We start from the raw sequence: 26,294 nt of genomic DNA, 5'->3' as shown, positions 1-26,294 counted from the left end.
TTTGGGGATACTGAAAACGAGTTTCATCCATGACAGGACTAATTAATGTTAATGGGCGTACCGCCCACATTTTAACGAAAATATACGCTAAGAGAATTTAAGTATAAATCGAGCCATCTTTTTATTTTAAGAAAAAAGATGGCTCGATTTATGCTTAATATAATATTTACTCCACTATTCATAGCCAAAAAAACTGTACAAAATGAAGATATCCATAACTATTTTCACGTATCTTTATTTTTTCATAGACAACTGTATAAAGCTTTTCTTAGTGCAAGTTCTCTTGGTTCATTGGCCATGCCAAATCCATGTTTGATCATCGCATAAGCATAACCTAACTTTTCATCTGAATCAGCAAAACAGAATGATCCTCCTGCGCCTGGGTGACCAAAAGAGCTTTCACTTCGTCCGAATTTCATATCCGTAAAGTGTTTCCAAAATCCTAGAGAATAGGCTATGTTTATACAATTCACATGATCATAGTACCCTGTTTTGGGAGGGATAGCTTTTTTCCTTAATTCATTTATTGTTTCTTCCTTTAAACCGAGCGTTTTTGCACCACTAGCAAAAGCACCATAAATTTTCGCCATTGCTCATACTTGCCCCACACCATTTCCTGAAGGAAATTCTATAGATAAAATAGGACGATGATTAAAATTATCATTTGCTATACAAATTTTTTGGGGTCTACTAGACTTCTGGCTAATAATGACTTTGTATTAAAGAAAACCAAGTAACATTTTTATAGGTAACTTTGTTATCCCCTTAAGTAACTGAATGGGGTGATTTATTCCTTTAATAGTTGGAGTCAGTGGTTCTAGAAGGTACAGACTCTATTCTCGCATGGTTCGAAGCTAATACTACTAACGAAGATATTATAGAAGCTATTGACGCCGAAACAAAACCTGTTAGTGGTGAAGAATTCACAACTTTTGGGGTAATTGGTTGCGCTTCAGCTGTCGGTGTTGCTCTCGTTACTTTAGCCTGGGTTCCTTCTAAAATTCTAAAAGTAAAAGATGCATTAAAAGCCCTTGGCGGCACAACGAAATTTGTTACAAAGGCAATTGACTACTATAACAACTATAGAAAACTTGGTTACAAGAGAACTATTGCATGGGAGAGAGTTGTTAAAGGAGCTTCAGCTAATGTAGCTCCAGATCTAAAAGATGCTTTATTAGGTTTCTTTGGAATTAGCTATAGTATCTGCTTGTACTGAATAGGCAAACCAAAAAAAGTTCAAAAGTAGGGCAGCCGTATGGCTGCTTTTACATTTACAAAAATCTTTTTTTTAGCAAATAGCAAAGCAAATCCACGTGGGGCCATTTTGTGGAATAACACTTAATAAAAAATTGGATATTTATATTAAAGTATATAGCGAAGGATTGTGAAGAAATGTACTTAAACTACCATGAAAATAGACTTCTGGAATTTAGGGGAAAAGGCAATACTTAAGAAGACGCAGCTCATTGTTTTTTTTAAAAGGGGAGAGCGCCTAATTTACTGATTTATTGTAGGTAAGTGGACTGGATTAAGATGCTTCAGGTTCTTGTAATGTAACTGTGTATCCTAAACTTTCAAGTCTTCTTAGTGAATGCCGAAAAATTGATTGTTGTCTCTGTTTATCAAAGTAGTCTTCGCCTAAGTCTACATTCATTTCTTTTCGAGTTAAGAGATAATAGGAGATACGTAACATGGCATGAGCGACTACTATTCCTGCTCGTTTCTTACCTTTTCGTGATGCTGTACGCCTATACATTGCTCCGAGATAGTTTTTAGATCCTCTTACAGAATGAGCTGCTTCTGTTAATGCTGATCTCAAATACTTGTTTCCTTTTTTGTTTTAGCTGATTTTCTTTTTCCCGCACTTTCGTTATGCCCAGGAACTAGTCCTGCCCAAGAACACATATGAGCTGCACTTGGAAACTGTTTCTTAATATCAGTCCCAATTTCAGATGAAATTGCTCAGCCATTCTTGTAGCTATACCAGGAATAGAGTCTAATCGTTCCACATCTTCTTGATAGGAGCTTACTCTTTCCTCGACCTCTTGGTCGAGCATCTCGATTTGTTCTGTTAAAAAATCAATATGCTTTAAAATGGTTTTTAACATGAGGCGTTGATGCGAATTGATATAACCTTTAAGGGCGAGTTCTAGTTCATCTTTCTTCTTTTTCATTGTGCGTCGAGCAAAGTTTGCTAGTTTTTCAGGATCTTCTTCACCTTCGGCAATTGCGTTAAGCATGTCTCGAGCCGAAACACCCATAACGTCTGAAACGACAGAGCCTAGCTTAATATTTGCGCCTTCTAACACTTTTTGGATTCGATTATGTTGTCTAGCACGTTCTTCAATGATACTTCTACGGTACCGAACTAGTTCACGTAGTTCCCGTTGATTTCGATCTGGTATGTAACTAGCTTTTAGGAGTCCATGACGAAGAAGTTTGGCAATCCATTCTGCATCTTTAACATCTGTTTTACGTCCTAGCACAGCTTTCATATGTTGAGCATTCACAACTAAAAACTCAATCTCTTCAGCTTCTAATAAATTAACAATAGGTTTCCAATATACACTGGTACTCTCCATGGCAACATGAGTACAGTTATTCTTTTTAATCCAATCCACTAACTGTATTAGAAAAACAGTTTTTGTTGAAAACGTTTGAATCTCCTTTCTTTCTGGTGTCATAATACATGCAGTAATATTGTCCTTATGGACATCCATACCACATGCTCTTTCAATGACTACTTCCATTGAAAACATCCTTTCTACGGCTCTCAATACAATTGGAGGCTGGTGCAAAAACCAGAATAGGATTAATCTACCATGTGTGCTTCCCGTAAGGGAGCGACAGTCAGTGGTGCACCTTGGTCGTTGGAGTCAGACTAACGGATGGGCTCTAACGCACCATAGTTCATCGACCTTCCTCTCCCAGCCGTAGAATCAGAATTGACCGTTCTGAACCATTTTCATTCTCTGTGGTGAAGCGCTGATTTTTGCGCTTCATGGATGGCTAACGGGTGCGTTCGTATTATAAGGTTAGCCAGTTTTTACTGGTTGACCTTTTTTTAATAGAATCTATTATATCAGTAGCCAGGGTAGGACGTACGGGTGCGTGGGACTTGATCCCGTGAACTAAACTGTCCGCCCCCTACTTGTAGAAACATGTTTGAGGCTGGTTGGGACGCAGATCTCGAATAACAAGCGAAGCTATGACACTACATGGAGGCCTAGGGGTACTGGTTAGTAAGTAGAGGAGGAAAAAACAATGAATCCAGTTGTTGGTCTGGATGTGGCAAAAGGAGAGAGCCAAGTTCAGGCATTTTTAGATCAATCTAAACCGTATATCAAAGAGGAGTTAGATCATTTTTTAGAATTTCTAAAAGAAATTGAAGAGGTGACAGGGCAAATGCCTATGGTCATTTTATAATCTACAGGGCATTACCATTCTCCTGTTATTCAATACCTGGAGGAACAAGGGATTCCATATATCTTACTAAATCCGATTATTTCTTATCAGGCAAAGAAGTCCAGCTTACGGAAGGTGAAAACGGACGCTATCGATACGTACCAGTTGTGTGTGCTGTATTACAAAGAGGATTTAGAACCTCATAAAATTAGAGGAATTCAGCTATTAGACCTTCGGAATTTGTCCAGACAACAGGAAATCGTAACGAATATGTATGTGGAAGCTAAACTTCAGTTTCACACCATTTTAGATCAAGTGTTTCCTGAATACCGGAAGGTTTTTGGGGATCTATATACAAGGGTTTCTTTATTGATATTAAAGGAATATCCCACTTCAGAGGCGGTATTAACAGCCGGGGAAAGTAAACTAGCAGAGAGTGTTATAGAGTTCTGTCCTAGCCGATCGGGTCAATGGGCATGGGAAAAAGCAAAAAAAATAATGGACTCCGCATCTCGAAATCCATTCAAAAAAAACGTGTATCAAAGTCACGTAATCAATCTTCGTATGTATATTGAGTTGCTTTTTCATTACCAGGGACACCCCTCTGATTTGGAAGATCAAATAGTGGCCCTGGCAAATGAACTGGAAGAATATAAGATCATCCAATCGATTCCCGGTATAGGAGAAAAAATCGCAGCCACGATTATCTCTGAAATTGGTGAAATCGATGAGTTTAATCATCCGAAAAAACTGGTTGCCTTCGCTGGAGTGGATCCAAGTGTTCACTCATCGGGTAAGTTTACGGCAACCATTAACCGTATTACTAAAAGAGGTTCAAGTAGATTACGTCATTCTCTGTATCTTGCCGTACTATGCGGCATAAGAAGTTCAAGGAACAAAAAGCTTAAAGCTTTCTATGATAAGAAAAAATCAGAAGGAAAACCTGCGAAAGTGTCAATCGTTGCCTGTATGAATAAGTTGCTTCAATGGATTTACGCTTTATTAAGCAGAAAAGAAACGTTCCTAGATTTAGCCTAATTAACGGTTTTGTGAAACAGAGAAAAATCCTTCCAAAATGGTTTTGGAGGGGTATTTGGCATGGCCAAAAATGGTATATCATAAGGGAAATGAAAATATTAGAGAAAGATATTGACATCCTATTAGCTGGTTTACTTCAATAAGAGAGTTGCTTTGGCAGCTCTTTTTGTTATGGAATTATCGGGGCAGAATAGTTAAACAAAGATTGAGACCTTGCTGATGGATTAATATATGAAGTAAAGGAGTGTCAAACTATTTATTGCAACAAGAATTGAGTGATTGGGAGTTAGACAGATGAAAAATAAAAAAAGAAAAAAAGAAAAGCAGAACAGCTTTTTTAAAGAAATCCTAATTGAGCTTAGGGATTCAATCTTTTTTGAAGTGGCTTGGAACATCTTAATGTTTATACCAAGAATGATGATTCGCTTAATAAGAACATTTGGTGAAGTGGTTAGTCAGAATAGAGCTAACGGTGCTTTAGCTGAAGATCAGAGCTGTCTTTAAGGCAGCTCTTTCTTTATGCAACTGACGGGGCAGGTTTGTTGAAGAAGGAGTACTTTAACCAACCCTAGAATAAATAACAAATTGAATTTTTAATGTAGGCTAACGGGTGCTTAGGAACAAGATGATTGTCACTGCGACGGTTTTTTTTCTTATCCACTAAAGTGCAGTTTAACGCAGCCTCAGGATTAAACTTATGTTCGTTTTGGATTTTAGTCTAATCTCAGTATAAAGAACGCTAACCGAAATGATTAATGTTCTATACATGATGGATGAGAACATGCAGGTGGCGGATATCTGGTGATCACAGTATTCGATTCAAAAAAACGATCTCTGATTATGCGAAAGCACAGACGCTTTTAAAGTAAGACTGAACGATACGATTACGAGGGTCAGTCACAGTGTTTTAATATAGAGTTGGAGTCGGAGGAGAACAATGGAAGTTAACAATATCTCTTAAAGCAACCGAATAATTATTCCATCTTCCGCCGAAAAATCTATATCCATAAACTCTTGATTCCCCGACAGTCGTCAAATAAAACCAGAAATTGTCTCCGTTTCTAAGCCACAAGTACGTAAAACGATACAAACAATTTTGAAGACCCCAGGGACTCAGGGCAGATGGCATTTGTCGTGTATATACCATAATTCGAGGTTCACTCCTTATTGAAATTAGATTTATATCCAAGTTTATGTTCAGGGTCAAAGCTTGGATTGGATGTATGCCTAGTAGCCCACCTAAATTCAAATATGATTGAAGAAGCTTATATGAAATTGTTTAAGGATAGGTAACTATTTTTATTGAGAACGGTATCTCTAACCCAAAGGAAATTATGAACAGTTTAAATAAGCCCTGGAGTTGTTCAACTAAACGGTGCGTTAGCTGAAGATCGGAGCTGTCTTTAAGACAGCTTTTTCTTATGGAACTAACGGGGCAGTATAGTTCCATAAGGTTTCATTCTTTTTTGGGTTAATTTGGCAACGGGTGAATTGAAACATCATTGATTCGGGAACGTATAAAAACTATAAAAAAGGAATTGAAGGAAATTGGCACAGTATTTCTCATTACTAATCTTGTAATTTGTAATGCTTGTGGGAATGTCGGCTTATTTTAGGCATTTTTATAAATTGAAAAAGAAAAACGGAGATTCGTATAAGATACCGATCAAGGACATTCTGGGAGTCGCCTTTTTATTGCTCCTATCAGGATTCCTGTTTGTTTATTCTTTGTTAGACCTTCCTAAGTTTTAGCTGATAAGACGAAACAATATAAAGGGGATTGTGAGATCGTCATATTCGATATTACAAGAGGGGGACATACAGAGGCTAACTTTGGAAAGTATAGCATTATGTTTCCTAAGAATTATCAGCGTGTAGAAGAAGGTAACTACTACTGTGAAGTAGAGTATTATCCACAAACTGAACAAGGAAAGTCTTTGAGAGCTAATCAGTCAAAAGGCGGAAAACTAATAAATGAAAAATAGTGTCCCTTCATCAACTAACAGGTAGTTAAAGAAGGAATAACAAGGAGTGAGTGGAAATGAGTTTGGCTTCCTATATTGGGTGTAATATAGAAATACCGATTAATGATGATGAATATTCAGATGAATTTCTTTATATTGGCGGTTGTTTTGCCGGTGAGTTTGAATTGCTAAATGTAAAGGAATATCAGTTTACTACTCCTTACGTTTATGAAGTATCAAGTCATTGGGGAATTGAGATTTCAAAATATATGAACCCAAGAACGTGTGCCGAATCGAAGAAGAAGCTAATAGAACTATGTGAAATTATGGACAGTTACCTTGAAAAAGGTGATTTTTTTGAACTGTATAGTTGTTGGGTAGGAGAAGAAGATGAAAAGCGAGATGGTGAGATAACCCTCCAAATCAATAACTTTGATATTGACCAGATTGAAATTCCCGAAAAAACGTTAGTTAGATTTGAAAAATGAATTTTCTTAATCAACTAACGGGTTGGACGTTCTACCCGGTTATCATATATCGATATAAAAAATGGTCAACCAGAAATATTTTCTGGTTGACCTTATAATACGAACGGGTGCGTTAGCTGAAGATCGGAGCTGTCTATAAGGCAGCTTTTTCTTATGGAACTAAAGGGGCAGGTTAGTTGAATAAGGAAATCAAGTTTATATATATTTTGTCCATCAACTTTTCATTGTAATGCAATCCTTCTTTCTATCGTTTTATAAGATTAAAATGGAATTATTACATCAATTGGGTTCTAACTCCTCCCAAAGTAGCAAGATAAGCAAATAAAAAAAGCAGTACCACCACTATAAAAGTGTTGGTACTGCTATAGTGACAAGTTTCTTATTAATTAAAACGTACTTGCTACTTTAACAGCTTTTTCAAGCCCTTCAGCAATAATTTCTTCTGCTTTATCTGCGAATTGGTTGTGACCTTCAATCACTATTTTCTCTATATCTTTTACACCGAAAAAGCCCATAATACTTGCAACATATTTAACAGCCATTTCTACTTCAGCTGCTTGTCCTTTAGAATACACACCGCCACTTGCGTTTAATAATACAATTTTCTTATCTCCAATCAGACCTACTGGACCTTCTGGCGTATATTTAAATGTTTTGCCCGCGCGGTTTAAATAATCAATATATGTGTGTAGTACAGCCGGAATTGTTAAGTTCCATAATGGGAATCCAAACACTACTTTATCAGCTGCAAGGAATTGTTCTAAATATTTATCAGCAACAGTTACTGCTTTTGCTTCTTCTACTGTTAAATCAAGTCCTCTACTAGCCTTAAATGTACCGTTAATCATATCTACTCCTATATATGGCAATTCTTCCTTGTATAAATCAAGTTCTACCACTGTATCATTTGGATGTGATTCTTTATAGCTTGCTAAAAAAGCCTCATATAATTTCACACTCACCGATTGGTTTGCGGGGCGATTGTTTGCTTTTACAAATAAAACTGTTCTCATTCTCTTTTCCTCCTGTTACTTACTCTTATGTTGTTATATATTTATTCACTAAAAAGGGAATCCTATTGTCTTTACAATATCTTTTTAAAACTATATTCCATGTCTCCACCTAGAGCTTCAGCTGTATCACCAGTTTCTCTGAAATCATGTGTATGAATCTTTTCAAACGGACCAAAGTTAACTTGCTTATAAAATTCATAACAAGGGAATCCGTCATGTGCACCTTGAATATCGAGAGTTCCATCTTTTTTGACATGTACCGTTAATAGATAATCAACGGGAGGTGCATATACATTTAATGGGTTGCTAGCACTAGCACTCATTTGAAATTTGACGTCATCTGACATCCATACAACATCAGTGCACAAAATACCTTCCGTACTAGCTTTTCCTGTTTTTATATTAACGGAACCATCAGGAGTTATGATTCTTTCTGTTGTTATGCCAGTATTCGCATATGTAAAAATTTCTTTTTTATAAAAATCTACAACTACTTCTTGTTCAATTCTGGAACGCATAGCGTTTACAGCATATGGTGTAAATTCACGTGAGTCACCTTCGAATTGAATCACGTTTCCTGTTTGAGTATCCTTCTTAGGTTCAGTCCAAGACATTGGAATAAATACACTTGCTCTAACTTTAACGATATTAGTCATGAGACATACCTCTATGATTTTTAATTTTATTTTGGAAAATATTATTGAGCCATTGAGCAAAACAGATCGCAATTTCTTTCGTATAAATTATTGCTTTTCCTTTAATATTTGCTGCTTGTAAACTTCTACTTAGTATTTATATCTAGATTGTCGTTTTAAAACTGTATTCCATTTCCCCAGCTAGCGCTGCTGGAGTGTCACCAGTTTTTCTGAAATCATGTGTATATATTAATTCAAATGGACCAAAATCTGTTTGTTTATAAAATTCATAGCAGGGGAACCCATCATGTGCACCTTCAATTTGTGCAACACCACTCTTGCTAACATGTATAGTAATAATCAGCCGCAGGTGCTGCTGCATTTAAAGGGTTGCTTGCACTTGCCATCATTTCAAAAGAAACTTCATCAGTGCCCCACATAACATTAGTACATACAATATTTTCTGTACTTGTTTTTCCTTTTTTATAATCAATAGAACCATCTGGATTTGTAACTTTTACAGTTACGGTACAAGCATTTGTATATGTGAAAATTTCTTTTTTATAAAAATCAATAATCACTTCTTGCTCTAATCTTGACCGCATAGTGTTTACAGCGTTTGGTGTAAATTCACGTGCATCACCAGTGTATTTGAATATCTTTTCTGTTGCAGGATCTTTAATAGGTTCCAACCAAGCATACGGTGCAAATACACTTCCTCTAATTTTAACGATGTTAGCCATGAGAACCCTCCATAATGTATTAATTTTGTTTCGGTGAATCCAATTTCTTTTATAATTGAACTATAGTCAACTTGATTGACTATATGGTGTATAGTACAATGGATTTCAAATGAAGTCAACCTAATTGACTTTATTTAAGGAGGTTTTATGTATGAATCATGAAGTATTTAGTGAATTGGATCTTACATCACTTTTATCATTATCCTTTAGTACATCAATTAATGAATTACATGACAGATTGAGTGAATTGGGATTTGGAGATATTAGACCTGTACATGGTTTTATGTTTAAATGCATCAATCCCAATGGAGCAACAGGTATAGAACTAGCCGATTATTTAGGAATTACAAAGCAAGCTGTGAGTAAAATGGTGGATTATCTTGAGAAAAGTGGCTATGTAATGCGCAAAGCTCATCCCACTGATAAGAGAGGGAAAATTATTGTTTTGACCGAACGAGGTTGGTTAGTAGTGAAAGCAAAAGAGAAGATACTAACTGAGATTGAGCAACGTTGGATTGAAATCATAGGTGCTGAACGCCTGCAAATACTCAAAGAGGATTTAACAAAATTAGTTTATGAAGAAAATGAAGATAAACTATCATCGAGGTTAAGACCTGTCTGGTAATTATAGAGTATGAAGGGAACTTTTAATCGTGCTTAAATTCGTACTAACAGTACAGCATTCCTGTACTGAGAGCACCAGAACCCTTAATCTGAATGACACTGTAGTGATGAAAATAAGCTTGGTTTGGCGATAATTAATAAGAAGAAATCTATCATTAAGGGAGTACCTGTATGGTTAAATTGTTAATTGCTGATCGCGATCAAAATGAACGAACAGGAATTGGCTGGCTAGTTTCTTCGTTTTCGATTCCATTTGATCACATTCTATTAGCAGGCTCAGTATCTGAGGTATTTCATCTAATAGAGGCCGAAGTACCAGATGTTGTTTGCATTGAACTCGATATGATTCCAAAGGATACATGGGACAGCTTTAAGGAGCTGACCAAACGGTACATACAAAAGGTCATCGTCATGACGGCTGAAGCCACATTTGAACGTGCGCTTCAAGGCATCGAGCTTCATGCCTATGATCTATGGGTAAAACCTCAGTCGCCCGACCATATCAAACGAGTATTAACCCAATGTTGCAAGGCCGTTTCAAAAACTGAGGAGAAACAAGAGCCATCGGCTCAAATTGAGGTTCCTTCCGTATCTTACAGTTCTCTATTCGTGCATCAAGAAACGTTAGGCGCCAATTTCCGATTAATGCTGATGCAGTTGGAAAATTCGAAGAAACAACCTATACTGCTATCTTTTTTACAAGAGTATCCATTTAAGAACCGACCGGTTGTATTGCCGTTAAGCGACATGATCGTTTCTGTTTTTTCATTCGATAACCAGCAGCCACAGCCACTCAAACAATTAAAGCACATAGGCAATCGGATTCTAACCGAATGGGAAGAGCAGTTTTCGGAGCCCATGTCACTAGTTTTATATGATACTAATGACCCGTTGCTTTCGTTAAATGAAAAATATCTTCATGCGAAGCAAGCGCTAGAAATTCGTTTTTTCAAAGGATATCGGCAGCTTTCGGTCATTGAGGATAAGGTGAACTGGGTTATGATCGATCCGTTTTTAACCCCGTCTGAACAGCGCGAATGGATTGACATGCTGAACGAAGGTGACAGGGACAAAATTAAGCAGTGGATGTATAAAGAATTTTTGAATAAGGAAGATCCCTATCCCGAGCCAGGTTTATTGCGAACCCGGTTAACAAGCTTATTAGCCCAAGTCCGACGCTTCATGAAGTCATTTTACCTTGACGAAGGGATGCTTGAGAGACGTTATCATCAAGTATTTGAATCCATCCTATACAATCCGATTCTATATCGGATCGTCCAGGAGTTATTGCTGTTCTTATATGAAGTTCTTGATCGGGCAAATAACAATCAAGAAAACGCTCGTACAGATGTGATTGAGCAGGCCATCCGGTACATTGAGGAGAATTTTACTAACCCTGAGCTAAGGCTTGAGGACGTTGCGAACCAAGTAAACAGAAGCGCAGCGTATTTTAGCTCGCTCTTAACAAAAAAACAAGGAAGCTCGTTCCGACAGCTATTAACAAAGACACGGATAAACGAAGCGCAGCGTCTATTGATAGATACAAAACTCTCGATTCAAGATGTAGCAGATAAAACAGGATTTATAAATGCAAATTACTTTAGCAAAATTTTTAAAGAAAAAACCGGTACAACCCCTCGTTCATTTAGAAATCGTAAAAAAGTATAAAAATCTAAAATAATTGTAGTTTTCAAATGTAAGCGTTTTACATTACACTTTAAATTCGAAAAAAATTAGAAAAATTCAAAAAATAGACGTCTGTTTTCAATCGCTTTCCTTCTCTAAACTAGAGAAGTAGGAAGTGTCCCAAAAATCAAATATTGAAAAGGGGAAAGACGCTTATGACCGAAAAAAATTTTAAGATGGATGACGCTCCACTTAACAAGTTCCATATGAAAATTACAGCGCTTACTTTTGGCTCGAATTTCTCTGATGGGTATGCTCTTGGGATTATTGGAGTGGCTCTTACTCTCCTTAGCCCACAAATGGAACTCAATTCGATGTGGGTAGGACTAATTGGAAGTTCTGCTTTGATCGGACTCTTTTTCGGTAGTCTAGTACTTGGAGGGTTATCTGACCGCATAGGCAGACAGAAAATATTCCTGCTTAACTTCTTATTGGTCACTATAGCTTCGTTGCTGCAACTATTTGTGGATGGTCCCGTAGAGTTGTTAATTTTGCGGTTACTGATAGGTTTTGCTCTCGGAGGCGATTATGCAGTCGGATCGACTTTACTTGCCGAGTTCGCGCCTAGAAAGTATAGGGGGTTCTTACTGGCTTCTCTAAATGTACTCTGGACGGTAGGTTACGTCTCTGCAACCATTGTCGGATATTATTTAGGACAAGCTGGTCCCGAATCATGGCGTTGGATGCTTGCTAGTGCTGCAATCCCTGCATTCATTGTGCTGCTACTGCGAATCGGAACGCCTGAATCACCACAATGGCTCATCAGCATGGGACGTATTGATGAAGCACGCCATATCGTAAAGAAGTATATCGGGCCTAATGCGGAAATCGACGAAACTATTATTGAGACTCACAATAAAAATGGCTTTCGTGCTCTTTTTAACAAAAAATTTCGGAAGCGAACAGCTTTTGGTAGTCTATTTTATGTCTGTATTGTCATTCCGTACTTTGCCATCTACACATTCCTACCGTCTATCTTAAAAAGTATGGGTTTAGCAGAAAACTTCACTGTAGACTTGTGGTTAAACATATTCCTAATCTTGGGTTCGATTTCTGGTCTTTGGCTTATGGAGAAATTTTCTCGCAGAGGTTTCACGATTAGTACGTTTGCAATCCTGACCGTCTGCTTGCTTATGCTTAGCATTTTTCACGAACCTAAAATTTTAGTAATTCCGATTTTTCTGGCTTTTACTTTTATATTATCAGCAAATTCAAATCTTACGCTAACATATCCGGCCGAACTTTTCCCAACCGAAATTCGCGCATCTGGGGTTGGTTTTGTGACAGCGTTCAGCCGAATTGGTTCTGCTATCGGGACATTCCTCCTGCCCCTTAGTATGAACACTATAGGGTTGGATGCCTCGATGATTGGAATGACGGCTATTCTGTTAATTGGTACTATCATTTCGATTGCCTGGGCACCGGAGACAAAGTCACTCTCTTTAAGCGAGGCAAGTAATCCTTTTAATGAAGCAAGTAATTCAAACTTAATCCCCTTGAACCATAAGAAGATTAATTGACATGAAAAAAGGAGTACCTCTCCAATTCTCGAAAGAGAGGTCTCGTTGCGAAATTTTAATAATCCAAAGGCTTAAACATTATAAAAGTTAATGTTTTGTCAAGCTGCACAATATAGGAGATGAGTTTATTATGAAAACACAAGAAAAAGTAATGATAACTGAAGATGATTTTAGTATCGGGGATTTGATTTCAGTAGCAAGGTATCATGCCCCTTTGGAGCTGTCTATGAGTGTAAAGAAAAGAATTAGCCAAGGAAGGGATATAGTCGAGCGTTTTGTCGAGGAAGAGCGAGTCATATACGGAATTACGACCGGAGTAGGAGAGAATTCAAAAATAAAAATTTCAGCCTCTGATTCGAGAGAATTGCAAAAAAATATAATTATGAGTCATGCTTGCGGTATGGGCGATCCGTTGGAGAAGGAAATAGTAAGGGCAATTATGGTGATGATGATCAAAAATTTATCCCTTGGTTATTCTGGTGTAAGACTTGAAACGGTAGAGAGATTAGCAGAGATGGTGAATAAAGATGTCATACCATTCGTCCCTCGAGAAGGTTCCCTAGGTTACTTAAATCATCAGGCACATATCAGTTTGGTCCTTTTGGGTATGGGTGAGGCCTATAATCAGGGCGTACTAACAGATGGCGAGACGGCTTTGAAGAAGGCCGGAATCAAGCCAATCGAACTGCATGAAAAGGAAGGGCTTTCTTTGATTAATGGCACGGTAGATATGACTGCAATTGGCGCTCTGGCCGTTTATGATGCCATTAATGTTCTTAAGGCGGCAGACATTGTTTCGATAATCAGTTTTGAGGCGCTGAAAGGTACATACTATGCCTTTGATCCCAAAATTAGTAAAGTAAAACGTCATCCTGGACAAAAAAAGACAACTGATAATATTCATAAGCTGATAGAAAACAGTGAGATCACGGAAAAATTTAAAGATTACCGCACACAAGATGCTCTTAGTATTAGATCCATTCCACAAGTGCATGGAGCTTGTAAAGACGCTGTTGATTACGTTCGGACGATTGTGGAGAGAGAAATGAATTCAGCCTCAGATAATCCGTTGGTGTTTGATGATCAAGAGGGTGCAAGAGCGATATCCTCTTCCAATTGTCATGGAGAAGCGATAGCCTTAGCCATGGACTTTCTGGCAATCTCTCTATCTGAATTGGCCAATATTTCTGAACGAAGGATTTTTAGACTCGTCTCGCCTCAGCATAGCGAGCTGCCCCCGTATTTGATCGAGCAAAGTGGGCTTAACTCGGGCTATATGATTCCTCAATATGTCGCGGCGTCATTGGTTTCTAACAATAAGGTTTATTCACATCCGTCGTCTGTGGATTCCATTCCGACAACCGGGGGTCAGGAAGATCATGTAAGCATGGGGACATCTGCAGCTTTAAAGGCACTGAAAGTAATCGCCAATACCGAAAAAGTGATTGGGATCGAATGGATGTGCAGCTGCCAAGGGATTGAATTCCATCAGCCGTTACAGCCTGGAACAGGAACGACTGCAGCCTGCGATTTGTTTAGAAAATATGTGCCTCGCCTTGAGCAGGACAGAATTTTATACAAAGACATGCGTACAGCTGCGGAACTGGTTCATTCAGCAGAAATTGTAAAGCATGTAGAAGCAAAAATCGGTCCTTTGCAATTTTAAAGATATGATTCATAGCTGAAGTTGCAGTTTGAATAAATAAAAGAATATGAAGGATAAGATATTCGTTTAGAAATAAAAAAATTTAACAATATATGATGACCACGAGACTCGTAAAGTAAAAATAATATGGACACTCGGTTTCATGCTTAATCAAAGGGCAATCCTAGAAAGAGTAACAGTAAAAATAAATAAGGAATTCAATTTCGGAAAATAAAACATACAAGATTAAAAGGGTAGAGTTTTCACCATTAGAAACAAGAATTGTCGTTACTAAATCTGACACGAAACTCCTAACAGATGAGAGTGGGATGAAATACAAAGTATTAAGCAAACTGGAACATAAACTCCTTAATGCAAGGAAACATGATAAAGAACACGGTTAAAGTGTTGAGTGTAAAAAATCTGGTGTATTTTTAAAATCAGCTGGTGAAAAAGTTGAACCCATTTTTAGTAAGACTGAAGTAGCAGGTGAAGATTACGAATATGTAATGATTTTTGCTCCGGTTAAAGACCGGCAAGACTGCTTGCTAGGAGTTGGTGATGATATAAAGATTAATTTTAACAAAGTAAATTATATTTACTTAATGCTTATAAATATATTAAATTAATCTTCCGTAATAGGGCGCGATTCTTTAATAAGAATCGCTTTTCTTATAGAACTAAAAGGTGCTTTAGTTCATTAAGACTTACAAAAATAATTGTTTATTTCGGTCAATTTCTTAAGCTCTATTAATGATTATGTACTTATTATAAACCATAAGAAAAAGCTCTCCGGAACCGGACAGCTTTTTTGTTTGATCAAGTATCAACATTTACCACAGTGACTTAAGACTAATTCGATAGAGAGACTTAGCCAACAGATAACGAATAGCCTAATAAGCCTTTTTAATATGGCTCCATCCTTCTTGTAAAGACTTCCCGTCGATCCTGGATTTCTCTAATAATTCATCTGCTGAATCAAACGACTGTTGTGTCTCTGTTTCGTAGTCAGCTAGATGCCATTGATTGGATTCTTCACTAACGTGATAAAGTTTATCTTGAAAAGCAAGACTGACCCTTTCACCGTTATATACATCCTCTTTAAATTGTTCGAAGGAGTAGTTCACCTTTTCAAGAATAAGTTCTGCCATCATTCGAACATCACTATCGACATCCTTCTTAAAATTTTCTATCAATGAATGGAGAATTTCCTCATCCAATCTATATGTAAGAGAATTCCAAACACTGGTAGCAACCCAACTTCTCACAAATCGGTCGTGATACTTGCTTAACGTTAAAAGTTGATTTCCAAACCACTTCAAATCCACATCGCCTTGTGCTAAGTCAGGTATAGCATATATTAATTCCTCTACATTATCTTCTTGTATAAACGTTTCAAATTCTTGTTTACTGTATACCTTTACCTCCATTCCCTCAAAATCAAATTCCTCATTTTCAAGGTATAGGTTTTTTAGAAATTCATCAAAGCTATCTGCGATTTGTATGGTTTGTTCCAAATCAACGTCTACATAAACAATGGGGGGAGCAGACGTGGCATCGCGGTAATCAAATGCGAGCCAAGTATGACCGTCTCCATTGAATAAAATAAGTCCTTCCGGCAGTTCCCACTCTTTTATGTAATAATCATTTTCAAGAATTCCGTGTCCGGAACCAATCCCTTTAATGTGTTCCACTATAACAAAAGATTCACCCCAGACGGTAGGAACAGGAGACGGATGAGCATTACAGATTGGTTGTCCACCATTTTGTTGCTTAAGAATAGCAATGTAGGAGTTTGGTAACGTTACATTAAATAACTCTTCTGCCTTTTTTACAATTTCTCCTGTTAATGGTTGTAACATATACTCGTCATTACTTTGTTCCCATATACTTTTTACCAAAAAGTTCACCTCATAAATGTTTAATTATTATTTGATCTACCGGCTCTTTCTTGTACAAACTTCCTCGGTTGTTGAAAAAACGTTCTTACATCATACTACAAAAATAAATAGCCGATTTTTTTCTTCAACAGTTTTTTCGAAAACAGCCTTCAATTAATCTTCCAATGACCCTTTTTTAGCTAAAAGGCTCTCTACTTCATTACAGGAGTTGCAGCAACCCCTTTCCTAATGGAACTATCGGGGCAGCATTCCTGTAATAACTGAAAATGAGGTTTGAACGAAAAAAGACCTCTTGATAAGATGAATGTGTCCTGAGCTGGCCAGCTAAAAAGGACAAAAACATCTATCGGAGGCCTCACAATGAATTATAACCAAAATCATAAAATCACTCAAATTACTTCTGAAACCTTAATTGTCGGAGTTGACATCGCCAAGCACAATCATGTCGCGAGAGCACAAGATTTTAGAGGATTGGAACTGGGTAAAACGTGTTTCTTTGAAAATACGAAAGCAGGATTTCATTCGTTTCTAGATTGGATTAATCAACTTGTTAAAGAGTGTAAGCTAAATCAAGTGATTGTAGGCATGGAGCCCACTGGTCATTACTGGTTAAATCTAGCTCATCTTCTAAAAGAGAATAATATTAAGTTCGTATCTGTCAATCCACTACATGTTAAACGAAGTAAAGAATTAGACGATAATTCACCTACAAAAAATGACGTGAAAGATGCAAAAGTCATCGCACAGTTAGTCAAGGACGGAAGATACGCCGAACCAACAATTCCACAAGGAAATTATGCGGAACTCCGAGTGGCAAAAAAACTTCGCGATCTTCTCAACGTTGACTTACAGGTCGTTCAGGGACAAGTTCATAACTGGCTTGATCGTTACTTTCCCGAATTTTTGACGGTGTTCAAAAGTTGGGAAGGCAAGGCAGCTATTCATTTTCTAAAGCTAGAAGCCTTGCCATATGAACTTGTTAATATACGGATGAAGAGCTCTTACTTTCCTTAAGACAAGTGGTAAAACGCAGTATAGGCTTAAAGAAGATACGAGCACTTAAAGAAGCAGCCAATCGTTCGATTGGTATTCGTCAAGGGGCAGCTATGGCGAAATTAGAGTTGAGAGCCTTATTAGAGAAGTATAATTTTATTCAAATGAAATTCGAAGAATTAGATTATCAATTAGATCAGTTATTAGACCATATCCCAGGTGTCACACAGATGTTAGAGGTGTCAGGGATTGGTCGAGATACTGTAGCAGGGTTTTTCGCAGAGGTCGGCGACCTCAGAGACTATCAACATCTTCGCCAAATCGTAAAATTAGCAGGTTTAAGTTTAAAAGAAAACACATCCGGAAAGCACAAAGGTCAGACTAAGATTACCAAACGGGGACGAAAGAAATTGAGGGCTCTCTTATTCCGGGCAGCCATGATACTGGTGGCAAAGAACAAGGCTTTTAAAGCTCTCCATATATATTACACAACACGTGCTCAGAATCCATTAAAAAAAATGCAATCTCTGATAGCCTTGTGTAACAAGCTTATTCGAATTCTGTTTTCAATCGGTAAAAAACAATTTACGTTTCAAGAAGACAAGATGTTAATGGATATCCCTTATATGGCAACATTTATGGTACATCAAACAGTCGCATAGTTCATCGAATTTAGGTTACACGGTCATTTAATTAATACTCATTTAAAAGTGAAGTACGGATTAGTCGGCAAAGCAACTAACGTGAGGGCTTAGATCCTGTGGGGCAGCATGACCGACATCCGCCTCATGGAAAGGTTGAACGAAGGAATGTAGGAGCATCGACTCTGTGAGACATGGGAGGGTTGACCTCCATGAGACATGTGGATATCCTAAAGTGCGGTTATAAAATTGATTAAACCAATTTTTTCCTATAATTGGCTAGTTTAGCATACACTTTTTTCGATAAATCACTAACCTTGAGGAGTGATGCCGATCTTACATAAATAACTGTTAATGACATGACCATGAAATTCGAAGAATTCTTGAGCAATCGTGAGATTTTGTTTAGTTTATTGAGGGAGGTTAGTTCAACACAATGAAAACTAAAATGATTTTAATAATCAACATTTACTTATTGACTTTTGCTTTGAGAATGATTAATATGAAGTTAACTTCATGTGAAGATAACTTCATGTGAAACAAACTTCACTTCAGGAAAATTTAGGTTAAGAGAGGTATGTTTGAAAAATCTATTCATACAGCGCTTTTTTGTATCAATCTTGATAATTGTATTGGGAATCATTCAAATAACTCTCGATAAAATCAGTAGGATTTAATTTTGGGTATTTCATATTATTCTTAGGGGGAATAATCTTGGTTTCCTCAACAATTTCTTATATTAAATCCCGAAAGAATAAATCTCTAGAAAAGGAATTAGCAAAGGAATATGATGAAAGAGACGCTTTAATTGATGGAAAAGTTGCTCGCTTTTCTTTGCAAATTCTGATATACGAAATCTTTATTCTTATGTTTTTAACTAATTTTGTGGTAATCGCAACAAATACTGTATTGTTTGTTGTCTTAGTATAATTAATAATTAGTGAATTTTGGGCTAGAAAATATTATAATCATTTCCTTTAATTAGGGGGATTTATGAAAAATAGAGTAAAAGAATTACGAATAGAACATGAAATAACACAACAAGAATTAGCTGATAAAGTAAGTGTATCTTCTAGAACAATCATCTCATTAGAAAAACAACAGTATAATCCATCTGTGCTACTTGCGTATAAAATAGCTTCAGTTTTTAATTTATCAATTGAAGAAACTTTTATTTTTGATGAGGATGACAAATAATCCATTTTAAAAAGATGCACATATTAAACAAACAACGGAGGATTTTAAATGCAGATTATATTATTTATTTTTGGGGCAGTTTTTATAGTTTGGGGTATTTATCGTATGAAAACTGACGATGGTTTATTCGGAAAAAATCAAAAAAGTAAGAATATATTTAATTTATTACTAATGGGAGAAGCATCAGGATTAGGACAATTTTCGGGTGGGGTTTTGTGCATAATCCTAGGGGTTATTGCATTTTTTGTAAAGTAGTAATAAATAAGAATTTTATTTTTACACTGAAATATTGTGAATAAAATCACTTAAACAAACGGGTTCTTTATCTGAAGATCGGAGCTGTCTCTAAGGCAGCTTTTTCTTTTTGCAACTATCGAATTATACTATAACTATTAGATTGGTTGTTGAAAATGAAAAGGAAGAAAAAGAAGAAAAAGAAGAAAAACGAATCAAATAAAATTAAAATGACATTTGGAAAGAATTCTTATGTTAAGGACGATGAAACAGATTTTATATTTGCGTGGTTACATCCTATTATTTCGTGTAGGTTATGTATCAAGTATTTTATAAAATGGATAACGTCTGTGGATTCTTCTTCGGCACCTACTGTTCATCGTTATTACATTTTATTCTTTACATTGATATGAGGTCATTTTTGTGGATTTATATTGGAATGGGGATTGGGATAATCTCAAATGATAAGTCAGATGGTATGAGGTTAGTGACAGAGATTCCAATGACTATTGGAATGTCATTATTAAGTATATTTGGACTGTTGTTGGTTATACGGATTGTAATTTCTTTCTTTGAAATGATCAGACTATTTAAAAAGGATAACTTATTTTTGTATGGTTTGGGAGTTACTGTTGTATATGGATTTATTGGCATGATTTTGTTGGGAAGTGCACTGTGGTAGTTTTATATACATGTTCTTCTTCAAGTAACAGGAGCATTCCTGTATTAACTGAAATACTAAAAAGTTTGTGAAGAAATGTACTTAAACTAACGGGTGCGTTCGTAATATAAGGTTAGCCAGTTTTTATTGGTTGACCTTTTTTTAATAGAATCTATTATATCAGTAGCCAGGGTAGGATACGGGTGCGTGGAACTTGATCCCGTGAACTAAACTGTCCGCCCCCTACTTGTAGAAACATGTTTGAGGCTGGTTGGGACGCAGATCTCGAATAACAAGCGAAGCTATGACACTACATGGAGGCCTAGGGGTACTGGTTAGTAAGTAGAGGAGGAAAAAACAATGAATCCAGTTGTTGGTCTGGATGTGGCAAAAGGAGAGAGCCAAGTTCAGGCATTTTTAGATCAATCTAAACCGTATGGGAAGAGCTTTTCAATGAAGCATATCAAAGAGGAGTTAGATCACTTTTTAGAATTTCTAAAAGAAATTGAAGAGGTGACAGGGCAAATGCCTATGGCCATTTTAGAATCTACAGGGCATTACCATTCTCCTGTTATTCAATACCTGGAGGAACAAGGGATTCCATATATCTTACTAAATCCGATTATTTCTTATCAGGCAAAGAAGTCCAGCTACGGAAGGTGAAAACGGATGCTATCGATGCGTACCCAGTTGTGTGTGCTGTATTACAAAGAGGATTTAAAACCTCATAAAATTAGAGGAATTCAGCTATTAGACCTTCGGAATTTGTCCAGACAACAGGAAATCGTAACGAATATGTATGTGGAAGCTAAACTTCAGTTTCACACCATTTTAGATCAAGTGTTTCCTGAATACCGGAAGGTTTTTGGTGATCTATATTCAAGGGTTTCTTTATTGATATTAAAGGAATATCCCACTTCAGAGGCGGTATTAACAGCCGGGGAAAGTAAACTAGCAGAGAGTGTTATAGAGTTCTGTCCTAGCCGATCGGGTCAATGGGCATGGGAAAAAGCAAAAAAAAAATGGACTCCGCGTCTCGAAATCCATTTCAAATAAACGTGTATCAAAGTCACGTAATCAATCTTCGTATGTATATTGAGTTGCTTTTTCATTACCAGGGACACCTCTCTGATTTGGAAGATCGTATAGTGGCCCTGGCAAATGAACTGGAAGAATATAAGATTATCCAATCGATTCCCGGTATCGGAGAGAAAATCGCAGCCACGATTATCTCTGAAATTGGTGAAATCGATCGGTTTAATCACCCGAAAAAACTAGTTGCCTTCGCTGGAGTAGATCCAAGTGTTCACTCATCAGGTAAGTTTACGGCAACCATTAATCGTATTACGAAAAGAGGTTCGAGCAGACTACGTCATTCTCTGTATCTTGCCGTACTATGCGGCATAAGGAGTTCAAGGAACAAAAAGCTTAAAGCTTTCTTTGATAAGAAAAAATCGGAAGGAAAGCTAGCCAAAGTGGCGATTGTTGCCTGTATGAATAAACTTCTTCATTATAAAATAATTTAACAACTCATTTACTCCCATCTAAATAAGGACGGGGGTATGTATGTTTGAAGTAATAAAATTAAATAACTTATTGTAATCTTGACATTTCCATATTGCGGGTACTACCAGCGAAGCTGTCACTACCCGCAATATAGGAAGTATGAATATGGGAGGGGGGTAATTTAGAAAATGTACCTCAACCGATAGATCATAAATAATTCACAACATACCGCATAGTGAATCCTCCGAATCTTTTAGGTTTTCCCTAAACATCCAGACAGATTATTTGATTTTATTTAAATATCTATAAATAGTGGCTTCGGATACGTCTAAATATTTGGCTACCTCGCTTACGCCGCCTTTAAGTAAAAAAGCTCCCTTTTCATTCAGTATTTTGACCACTTCAATTTTTTCTTGCGGTGACATCCGTTCAGGTGGAATGTCATACTCTGCTAAAACCCCTTTAATAAGAGATAAAAGAAGTTCCTCAATATTTTCTTCAAAATTCTCAAAAAGATGTGTATCAAAGGTAGGCTTTGATGACTCGACAGGATCATTTTTGGGTTTGTCAATCATGATGAATTGATCCAAAATGTTGCGAGCGTTTATAACATCGGAAATATCCATGTTAACACAAATCATGCCAATGATTTTGTTCGTTTCATCTTTAATAAAATAGCTCGAAGAACGGAGCGTCTTATTCTTTTTTGATCTACTTTTATAATTGCAGATATAATCTCGATCTTTATAACTTTCATCTTTTAATATTTTCAAAGCAAGATCCGTAATGGGACTATTAATCTTTCTTTCACTAACATGTCCATTCACTATTTCAATAATGGAATGATCAGGGTTTGTTACATCGTGTAAAACAACCTCACAATTTTCCCCCATTATGTCAGCAATAAAGTGCACCATGGGAATATACTGTTTCAGCTTTTCGACATTTGTCACTACCATCACTCATCGCACCTTCAATTTCCATTTGTTAATTTTATTTTAACAAATATTTTTAAAATTTCAACTTTACTAAAAATTTAGTTGTTGTAATAATAATTATACATTATAATAAAATAAAATCATCATAATAATTTTTTATTACAGGAGGCAATTACGATGAAAAACGCTATTTCAACGAACAATGCACCAGGTGCCATTGGACCTTATTCTCAAGCCGTAAAAATGGGAGACTTTCTTTTTGTTTCTGGACAACTTCCGATTAACCCAAGTACAAATGAAATGCCGGAATCCGTTGCAGAACAAACGAAGCAATCATTAGAAAATGTAAAAGCCATTCTAGAAGCTGCTGGAAGCGATTTACAACATATCTTAAAAACAACTGTATTTTTAAAAGATATAAATACGTTTACGAAAATGAATGAAGTATATAAATCGTACTTTACTGAAAATTATCCGGCTAGAAGTGCAGTAGAGGTTGCTCGCTTACCAAAAGAGGCTTTAGTGGAAATCGAAGTCATTGCATGTGTACCAAATAATTAGTAGTACATTTAAATAATCCTATTAAAATATCATCGCGCAAGGGGGTGAAAAACCGTTTAATTTAACCATTTGTGTAAGCCTTTTCATTCTATTTTTCTACTTAAAGGGGTCTCGCCAAGATTTCGGAAATTTTGTACGCTAAGCGAATTTCAGCAATGATTTTGCTATTTTTATGTACGTTAAGCCCTTCCCAAAAACGGTATCAGTCCAAATTATTGAAACTTTGTTTTTGGTATTGAGTTTTGGGTATGAAAACCAGCTATTTTCAAATAAAAAGTAGCTTTGCTAGATCCAGCATCAAAAACGAACGTTAGGTTGCTTCACTTTTATATCAAGGTTTGTAGCCTTAACGTACATTTTTTCCGAAATGTTGTCTGTACCTCTTAAAGCATCTATATTTAGGAGGGATATGCTATTGACTAATCAAAATAACAACAAAAAAAAATGGTTTACGCTTGCCGTATTAATTCTGGGTGGAGGAACGGTTTTTAAACTCCCTTGGTTAAAAGATGCTTTTTATATCCCTATGATGGATTATTTCCATTTGACACACACACAAATTGGTTTTACCCTGTCTGTTTACGCTTTTATCCAGACCTTTGGTTACCTCATATCTATGTATGTAGCAGATCGATTTTCCAAGAAAAAGTTGATGCCGGTTGCATTAATTGGGATTGGAGGAACGGGATTTTACTTGACAACATTTCCAAGTTATTACGAAATATTAGTCATTTGGGGACTTTTCGCTTTATTTGCAGAAATTGCTTTTTGGCCCGTCTTGATCAAATCTGTAAGATTACTAGGGGATTCAAATGAACAGGGGAGAATGTTTGGTTACCTAGAAGCAGGAAGAGGAATCGTAGATACTGTTATAGCGTTTGCTGCCCTTGGAATCTTTAAATGGTTAGGAGAAGGGGCGGCAGGTTTCAGAGGTGCCATCCTCTTCTTTTCGATCACCATGATTGTGATTGCTATTATTTTGTATTTCCTCCTTGAAGAGGATGAAATTAAAGAGGTAGATGAGCAAGGCGAAAAAGTTAACAAAAATAAGGTAGCATTAAAAGGTGCATTAAAAGCGATAAAAATGCCAGAAATATGGGTAGTTGCATTCACTATATTTTCAGTATATTCCGTTTATATTGGTTTGACGTACTTTGTTCCATTCTTAAAAGACATCTATGGAGTACCTGTTGCTTTAATAGGGGTATATGGGATCATTAACGCATACGGTTTAAAAATGTTAGGCGGACCTATAGGGGGATTCCTGGCTGACAAAAAGTTTAAATCTCCATCAAAATATTTGCGGGTGGCTTTTGCAGCATCTATCATTGGAATGATTATCTTTATTCTGTTGCCCCATCAACATCTGAATGTTTATGTTGGTGTAACCTTTACACTCGCTTACGGTGCCATCATCTTTTCGCAAAGAGCGGTATTCTTTGCTCCTATTGAAGAAGTAGGAATCCCAAGAGAAATAAGTGGTGCCGCAGTTTCTATTGCCTGCTTAGTAGGATATGCTCCTTCCATGTTTGCCTTTACTCTATATGGAAGCATGTTAGATCGATCACCAGGACTGGAAGGATATCGACATGTCTTTTTGACCATGATTGCATTTGCAGTTATCGGTTTGCTTATTAGTAGCTATTTAGTAAAAATCGTTAACAAGAAAAAAGAACTCCAACAAAATCTGGAGGGCAACCAAATCAATGCTTAATTTTATATCAAAAGATAAATTGACATAAGGGAGTGTAAGACATGAAAATTGGATTAGAGACAGAAAGCTTTCACTTGCAGTTTATTACAGGTCGAATGGATATTTTCGGTTTTATCAGAAAAACAGCCGAATTGGGATTAGATGGAGTCATGATCAATATTGTTCCATGGCCAGAGTTACCAGGAAGTGGTACGTTAGAATCATTTGAACCAGAATACTTAGACAAGGTGAAAAAAGAAATTCAAAAGTATGGATTTTTCGCTGAAATCGATACAAATGGAACCGATCCGAAACATCTAACTGAGGTCATTGTGGCCGCGCATAGAATTGGAGCGGATGTCATTCGTACGTATACCTGCATGGGAGAATATGATCAAGACAGATTGAGAAGAGCTCCTGAAGACATTAAACAAATTGTACCATTATTAAAGAAATATAGAATCAAGCTTGCTGTTGAAAATCACGAGGAAGAGTTAACGGATGAAGTGATTCAAATCATTAAGGAAATCAACAGCCCTTGGGTTGGTGCTCATTGTGATTTCGGGAATGCAATGATGGCATGGGAGGACCCGGTTGAAGCTGTAAGAAAATTAGCACCATATGCCTTTACAACGCATTTTAAGGATCATATTATCGTCCATGATGGCGAAGATTACAGGGTATGTGGCGTACCTGCTGGGACTGGGAATATCGATTTGGAAGAATCTTTTAAAATATTGATTGAGAATTCAATGTTGACTAGAATCAACGTTGAAATGTGCTTCCCATATGCCATCCATTTTAAGAGAGAGCCTGGTACAGGCGGAGTCTTTGCAGTAGGCGAAGGAGCATTTAAGGTGGAACAATCTCCTTATGATTTAAATGTAATTAAACCATTGGATTACTATTATCCGCCAGCAGAACTTCTAGAACAAATGATTGAGGATCAAGAAAAAGGTGCAGAGCAATCGGTTAGATATGCACTTGCTTTAAGGGATAAATACTGCCGCTAAATAAAAAACAGGGAGGGGTTCTTTCGGGAATAATCTCCCTATTTATTTTGCAGAAGAGTGCTTGAGTTTAACAATAGGGTTGATACGCAACACTTTCTTATGGGACTAAAGGGGCAGGTTAATTTAATAAGGGAATTAAAAAGGGGATACAGTACATACTGTATCCTCTAATCTTTTACTTCATATAGTAGCCTG

General features: G+C 36.8%; 19 protein-coding genes and 5 pseudogenes. 17 read left to right on the top strand and 7 right to left on the bottom strand.

What is annotated here, in order from left to right; all coding sequences use genetic code 11:
• Positions 1 to 242 precede the first annotated feature (242 nt).
• Positions 243 to 590 (bottom strand): serine hydrolase family protein, encoded by a 348-nt coding sequence (locus A6755_RS27710; RefSeq protein ID WP_244889689.1) that lies wholly within the window; start codon positions 588 to 590, stop codon positions 243 to 245.
• Between the two features lie 221 nt (positions 591 to 811).
• On the opposite strand from A6755_RS27710, the gene A6755_RS17815 reads away from it, so the two are divergent.
• Positions 812 to 1,216: a hypothetical protein gene (locus A6755_RS17815; RefSeq protein WP_063591538.1), complete on the top strand. Its 405-nt coding sequence runs from the start codon at positions 812 to 814 to the stop codon at positions 1,214 to 1,216.
• Between the two features lie 312 nt (positions 1,217 to 1,528).
• On the opposite strand, the pseudogene A6755_RS17810 reads toward A6755_RS17815, so the two are convergent.
• Positions 1,529 to 2,750, bottom strand: a pseudogene (locus tag A6755_RS17810) (IS110 family RNA-guided transposase).
• Between the two features lie 514 nt (positions 2,751 to 3,264).
• Here A6755_RS17810 and A6755_RS17805 point away from each other — a divergent pair.
• The 3 genes and pseudogenes from A6755_RS17805 (at position 3,265) to A6755_RS17795 (ending at position 6,895) form a co-directional block, all read left to right on the top strand.
• Positions 3,265 to 4,443, top strand: a pseudogene (locus A6755_RS17805) (IS110 family RNA-guided transposase).
• A 294-nt stretch (positions 4,444 to 4,737) separates the two neighbouring features.
• Entirely contained in the window at positions 4,738 to 4,947 is a 210-nt protein-coding gene (locus A6755_RS17800; protein ID WP_063591537.1) for a hypothetical protein, read from the top strand.
• A 1,537-nt stretch (positions 4,948 to 6,484) separates the two neighbouring features.
• Positions 6,485 to 6,895 (top strand): hypothetical protein, encoded by a 411-nt coding sequence (locus A6755_RS17795; protein ID WP_063591536.1) that lies wholly within the window; start codon positions 6,485 to 6,487, stop codon positions 6,893 to 6,895.
• Between the two features lie 386 nt (positions 6,896 to 7,281).
• Here the strand turns inward: A6755_RS17795 and A6755_RS17790 are convergent, their stop codons facing one another.
• The 3 genes and pseudogenes from A6755_RS17790 to A6755_RS17780 all read right to left on the bottom strand — a co-directional run bounded on the left by A6755_RS17790 (position 7,282) and on the right by A6755_RS17780 (position 9,286).
• Positions 7,282 to 7,908 (bottom strand): FMN-dependent NADH-azoreductase, encoded by a 627-nt coding sequence (locus A6755_RS17790; protein WP_063591535.1) that lies wholly within the window; start codon positions 7,906 to 7,908, stop codon positions 7,282 to 7,284.
• Between the two features lie 71 nt (positions 7,909 to 7,979).
• On the bottom strand, positions 7,980 to 8,564 hold the full coding sequence (locus A6755_RS17785; protein ID WP_063591534.1) for a DUF3238 domain-containing protein: 585 nt from the start codon (positions 8,562 to 8,564) through the stop codon (positions 7,980 to 7,982).
• 142 nt (positions 8,565 to 8,706) lie between these two features.
• Positions 8,707 to 9,286 (bottom strand): annotated as a pseudogene (locus A6755_RS17780) (DUF3238 domain-containing protein).
• 151 nt (positions 9,287 to 9,437) lie between these two features.
• On the opposite strand from A6755_RS17780, the gene A6755_RS17775 reads away from it, so the two are divergent.
• The 4 genes from A6755_RS17775 (at position 9,438) to hutH (ending at position 14,782) form a co-directional block, all read left to right on the top strand.
• Positions 9,438 to 9,911, top strand: coding sequence for a MarR family winged helix-turn-helix transcriptional regulator (locus tag A6755_RS17775; protein ID WP_063591533.1), 474 nt, complete (start codon positions 9,438 to 9,440; stop codon positions 9,909 to 9,911).
• A gap of 170 nt (positions 9,912 to 10,081) precedes the next feature.
• Positions 10,082 to 11,578 carry a helix-turn-helix domain-containing protein gene (locus tag A6755_RS17770; RefSeq protein ID WP_063591532.1) on the top strand — a complete coding sequence of 499 codons (1,497 nt, stop codon included), beginning with the start codon at positions 10,082 to 10,084 and terminating at the stop codon, positions 11,576 to 11,578.
• Between the two features lie 173 nt (positions 11,579 to 11,751).
• Entirely contained in the window at positions 11,752 to 13,116 is a 1,365-nt protein-coding gene (locus A6755_RS17765) for an MFS transporter (RefSeq protein WP_063591531.1), read from the top strand.
• Between the two features lie 130 nt (positions 13,117 to 13,246).
• Positions 13,247 to 14,782, top strand: a complete 1,536-nt coding sequence (gene hutH / locus A6755_RS17760; RefSeq protein WP_063591530.1) for a histidine ammonia-lyase — start codon at positions 13,247 to 13,249, stop codon at positions 14,780 to 14,782.
• Positions 14,783 to 15,654: 872 nt separating this feature from the next.
• Here hutH and A6755_RS17755 read toward each other — a convergent pair.
• The gene (locus tag A6755_RS17755) at positions 15,655 to 16,662 is read right to left on the bottom strand and encodes an SMI1/KNR4 family protein (RefSeq protein WP_063591529.1); all 1,008 of its coding nucleotides are present in this window, start codon (positions 16,660 to 16,662) and stop codon (positions 15,655 to 15,657) included.
• Positions 16,663 to 17,022: 360 nt separating this feature from the next.
• On the opposite strand from A6755_RS17755, the pseudogene A6755_RS17750 reads away from it, so the two are divergent.
• The 6 genes and pseudogenes from A6755_RS17750 (at position 17,023) to A6755_RS17720 (ending at position 21,914) form a co-directional block, all read left to right on the top strand.
• Positions 17,023 to 18,317, top strand: a pseudogene (locus tag A6755_RS17750) (IS110 family RNA-guided transposase).
• Positions 18,318 to 19,010: 693 nt separating this feature from the next.
• Positions 19,011 to 19,226 carry a hypothetical protein gene (locus A6755_RS26285; RefSeq protein ID WP_084737921.1) on the top strand — a complete coding sequence of 72 codons (216 nt, stop codon included), beginning with the start codon at positions 19,011 to 19,013 and terminating at the stop codon, positions 19,224 to 19,226.
• 63 nt (positions 19,227 to 19,289) lie between these two features.
• Complete coding sequence (locus tag A6755_RS17740; protein ID WP_034306678.1) at positions 19,290 to 19,493, top strand: helix-turn-helix transcriptional regulator; 204 nt, start codon at positions 19,290 to 19,292, stop codon at positions 19,491 to 19,493.
• A 48-nt stretch (positions 19,494 to 19,541) separates the two neighbouring features.
• Positions 19,542 to 19,748: a hypothetical protein gene (locus tag A6755_RS17735; RefSeq protein ID WP_063591528.1), complete on the top strand. Its 207-nt coding sequence runs from the start codon at positions 19,542 to 19,544 to the stop codon at positions 19,746 to 19,748.
• Between the two features lie 400 nt (positions 19,749 to 20,148).
• Positions 20,149 to 20,409, top strand: a complete 261-nt coding sequence (locus tag A6755_RS17725) for a hypothetical protein (protein ID WP_063591526.1) — start codon at positions 20,149 to 20,151, stop codon at positions 20,407 to 20,409.
• A 339-nt stretch (positions 20,410 to 20,748) separates the two neighbouring features.
• Positions 20,749 to 21,914: pseudogene (locus A6755_RS17720) on the top strand (IS110 family RNA-guided transposase).
• A 261-nt stretch (positions 21,915 to 22,175) separates the two neighbouring features.
• Here A6755_RS17720 and A6755_RS17715 read toward each other — a convergent pair.
• Complete coding sequence (locus A6755_RS17715) at positions 22,176 to 22,853, bottom strand: helix-turn-helix transcriptional regulator (protein ID WP_063591525.1); 678 nt, start codon at positions 22,851 to 22,853, stop codon at positions 22,176 to 22,178.
• Between the two features lie 156 nt (positions 22,854 to 23,009).
• Here A6755_RS17715 and A6755_RS17710 point away from each other — a divergent pair, with 156 nt between their 5' ends.
• From A6755_RS17710 to A6755_RS17700, 3 genes are all read left to right on the top strand, one after another.
• Complete coding sequence (locus tag A6755_RS17710; RefSeq protein WP_063591524.1) at positions 23,010 to 23,393, top strand: RidA family protein; 384 nt, start codon at positions 23,010 to 23,012, stop codon at positions 23,391 to 23,393.
• A 415-nt stretch (positions 23,394 to 23,808) separates the two neighbouring features.
• A complete protein-coding gene (locus A6755_RS17705) occupies positions 23,809 to 25,107 on the top strand; it encodes an MFS transporter (protein WP_217349292.1) in 1,299 nt (432 codons plus the stop codon).
• A gap of 41 nt (positions 25,108 to 25,148) precedes the next feature.
• Positions 25,149 to 26,099, top strand: a complete 951-nt coding sequence (locus A6755_RS17700) for a sugar phosphate isomerase/epimerase family protein (RefSeq protein WP_063591522.1) — start codon at positions 25,149 to 25,151, stop codon at positions 26,097 to 26,099.
• Positions 26,100 to 26,294 lie beyond the last annotated feature (195 nt).

The organism is Peribacillus frigoritolerans (genome assembly GCF_001636405.1).
GTDB classification, from domain to species: domain Bacteria; phylum Bacillota; class Bacilli; order Bacillales; family DSM-1321; genus Peribacillus; species Peribacillus frigoritolerans.
Note: the sequence above shows the minus strand (reverse complement) of the source record. Positions and strands in the feature narration are given on the sequence as shown.